The sequence below is a fragment of the Microbacterium sp. genome (genome assembly GCF_049650565.1).
GTDB lineage: Bacteria > Actinomycetota > Actinomycetes > Actinomycetales > Microbacteriaceae > Microbacterium.
In genome coordinates, this window is record NZ_JBASAK010000092.1 from 1 (window position 1) to 2653 (window position 2653).

The following is a 2653-nucleotide window of genomic DNA, read 5'->3' on the forward strand; positions in this document are numbered from 1 at the left end:
CTTGACGTGCCCTTCGTAGATGACCGTCCGGTCCATCGGGATGCCGGGCTTGCGGACGTCGCCCCAGTCGAAGCCGTCCTCGATCACGACCGAGCGCCACTCCTCGTAGCCGGCGCCCTGGGCGAGGCCGCGGCCGTAGGGATCCAGGAGCAGCGTCTCGGGATTGAAGACGTGTCCGGGGCCGTGCGGACCGTCCACGCGCAGCGCGTAGCGGGTGCCGGGCTGCAGCAGGTCGGTGGTGACCTCCCACACGCCGCCGGGGCGGCGCTCGAGCGGCACCTGTGCGGTCTCCCAGTCCAGGTCATCCGCGTCGAACACGACCAGCTCGATCGACGAGGCGTTCTGCGACCAGACGCGCAGGGTCCCGACGCCGTCGTGCAGACGGACGCCGAGGTCGTCGAGAGCGGAGCCGCCCGGAGGGGGCGTGGGGGTCGCGGGCATGGGAGACAGCCTAAGCGCGCCCGGGGGAAGCACGTGAATCCGGGTGCCGCGGTTCACGAACCCCGGTCTCTCCGCGCCCCTGCTGCAGTGGACGGACGACAATGGGAGCATGCGGTTCTACCTCGATCATGCGGCCACGTCCCCCCTCCGCCCGGAGGCGCGCGAAGCGTGGCTGGCGGCGACCGAGGTGATCGGCAACGCCTCGTCGACGCACGGCGCCGGCCAGGACGCACGGCGCCTGCTGGAGGAGTCGCGCGAGCGGGCGGCGGCCGTGCTGGGCAGCGATCCGATCGAGGTGGTCCTGACCTCGGGCGGCACCGAATCCATCAACACCGCGCTGAACGGCCTGTGGCGTTCGCGCGCGGCGGGCGCGGATGCCATCGTGCTGCCGGATGCCGAGCATCACGCCACCACGGACACCGTCTCGGCCCTCGCGAAGGAAGGCGCCGCGGTACGTGCGGTCGCGGTGTCGGATACCGCCCGCATCGACGTCGATGCTTTCGGGGCGGCGCTGCCCGGTGCGGCGCTGGCCACAGCGCTGGTCGCGAACAACGAGGCGGGCACGATCAATGACGCTTCCGGGCTGGCATCTGCTGCGGCGGACGCCGGAGTGCCGTTGCACCTGGATGCCGTGGCCGCGTGGGGGCATGTGCCGCTGTCCTTCCATGAGCTTCGTGGCGGCGCGCCTTCGGCAGCGGGCCTGGTGGCCATGAGCGTGGCCGGCCACAAGATCGGCGCCCCGGTCGGTACGGGGGCACTGGTGGTGGCGCGCTCCGCCCGGCTCGCACCCCTGCTGCACGGCGGGGCCCAGCAGCGCGGGCTGCGTGCGGGGACGCAGGATGTGGCGGGAGCAGCGGCGTTCGCCGCTGCTCTGGAGGCGACCGAGGCCGAACGCGAGTCCGAGTCCGTGCGGCTCAGCGCGTTGCGCGATCGGCTCATCGCAGGCATCCGCTCGGCTGTCCCACAAGCAGAACTGCTGGGCGATCCGGTGCGGCGGCTGCCGGGGAACGCCCACCTGCTGTTCCCCGGAGCGGTGGGGGAGAGCCTGCTGTTCCTGCTGGATGCCGCCGGCATCGCGGCATCCACCGGTTCCGCCTGTCAGGCCGGAGTCGCCGAGCCCTCGCACGTGGTGATGGGGATGGGCCGCAGCGAGCAGGATGCGCGCAGCGCACTGCGCTTCACGCTGGGACGCACGTCGGCAGACGCAGACGTGGATGCCGTGCTCGCTGTCATCCAGGACGCCTACGCCCGCGCGTCCGCAGCCCGCTGACCGCGACGAGCCCACCGGGTCCTCCTCGCCGCAGTGGCGCGGGGCGCATCTGGCTGTCTCCTGCGAGTCGAGGTCGTCGTTCGGGCCCCGCGACGGGTGCCGGTGCCCGCCGTAGACTGGACGCATGCGTATTCTGGCGGCGATGAGCGGTGGCGTGGACTCGGCTGTGGCGGCGGCTCGCGCCGTCGAAGCCGGGCACGACGTCGTCGGAGTGCACCTGGCGCTCTCGCGCGCCGGTGGCACCCTGCGCACCGGCAGCCGCGGATGCTGCACGGTGGAGGACGCGCTGGACGCGCGCCGTGTGGCCGATCTGCTGGGCATCCCGTTCTACGTGTGGGACTTCTCGGAGCGCTTCCGCGCCGAGGTCATCGATGACTTCATCTCCGAGTACAAGGCCGGGCGCACACCGAACCCGTGCTTGCGCTGCAACGAGAAGATCAAGTTCGCCGCTCTCCTGGAGCGTGCCATCGAGCTGGGCTTCGACGCCGTGTGCACGGGGCACTACGCCACGCTCATCGATGGACCTGACGGACTCGAGCTGCACCGCGCGTCGGACAGCGCCAAGGACCAGTCCTACGTGCTGGGCGTGCTGAACGCGCAGCAGCTGGCGCACACGTACTTCCCCCTGGGGTCCACGCCTTCGAAGGCCATCGTGAGAGCGGAGGCCGCCGAGCGCGGCATCAGCGTGGCGAAGAAGCCCGACAGCCATGACATCTGCTTCATCCCGGACGGCGACACCCGCGGCTGGCTCGCCGAGAAGGTCGGCGCCGAGCAGGGCGACGTCGTCGACCGCACGGGCGCCGTGATCGGCACTCATGAGGGAGCGCACGCGTTCACGGTCGGTCAGCGTCGGGGGCTGCACCTCGGCGTTCCTGCCGCGGACGGCAAGCCCCGGTTCGTGCTGGAGGTGCGCCCGGTGACCAACACGGTCGTCGTCGGCCC

The 2653-nt window shown here is 71.8% G+C and carries 2 protein-coding genes and 1 pseudogene; 2 read left to right on the forward strand and 1 reads right to left on the reverse strand.

The window, feature by feature from the left end:
• Positions 1 to 441, reverse strand: a pseudogene (locus WA967_RS14600) (glycogen debranching enzyme); the annotation flags it as partial.
• 109 nt (positions 442 to 550) lie between these two features.
• Between WA967_RS14600 and WA967_RS14605 the strand changes: the two are divergent.
• Positions 551 to 1711 (forward strand): cysteine desulfurase family protein, encoded by a 1161-nt coding sequence (locus tag WA967_RS14605; RefSeq protein WP_424424066.1) that lies wholly within the window; start codon positions 551 to 553, stop codon positions 1709 to 1711.
• A 124-nt stretch (positions 1712 to 1835) separates the two neighbouring features.
• A partial coding sequence (mnmA, locus tag WA967_RS14610; RefSeq protein WP_424424068.1) for a tRNA 2-thiouridine(34) synthase MnmA occupies positions 1836 to 2653 on the forward strand: 818 nt, incomplete at its 3' end.